We start from the raw sequence: 254 nt of genomic DNA, 5'->3' as shown, positions 1-254 counted from the left end.
CTTTCTAACTTAACCAAACTAAAAATTAAAAAATATGAGCTACACTGTTATCTAGTTTTCAAAGAACATACATTTATATATGAGAGATAGTTCTCTCAAAACTGAACAAAACGAAACACGGAAACTTTATTGATGAACAGCGTTCATCAATTCTCCATAGAAAGGAGGTGATCCAGCCGCACCTTCCGATACGGCTACCTTGTTACGACTTCACCCCAATCATCTGTCCCACCTTAGGCGGCTGGCTCCAAAAA

At 38.6% G+C, this 254-nt stretch carries 1 rRNA gene; it reads right to left on the bottom strand.

What is annotated here, in order from left to right:
- Positions 1-160 precede the first annotated feature (160 nt).
- Positions 161-254: ribosomal RNA gene (locus GBN78_RS30025) — 16S ribosomal RNA — on the bottom strand; the annotation flags it as partial.

This window comes from Bacillus sp. B2-WWTP-C-10-Post-4 (assembly GCF_009183805.1).
In the GTDB taxonomy this organism is placed as follows: Bacteria; Bacillota; Bacilli; order Bacillales; family Bacillaceae_G; genus Bacillus_A; species Bacillus_A cereus.
This window is presented reverse-complemented; position numbering and strand designations above follow the sequence as displayed.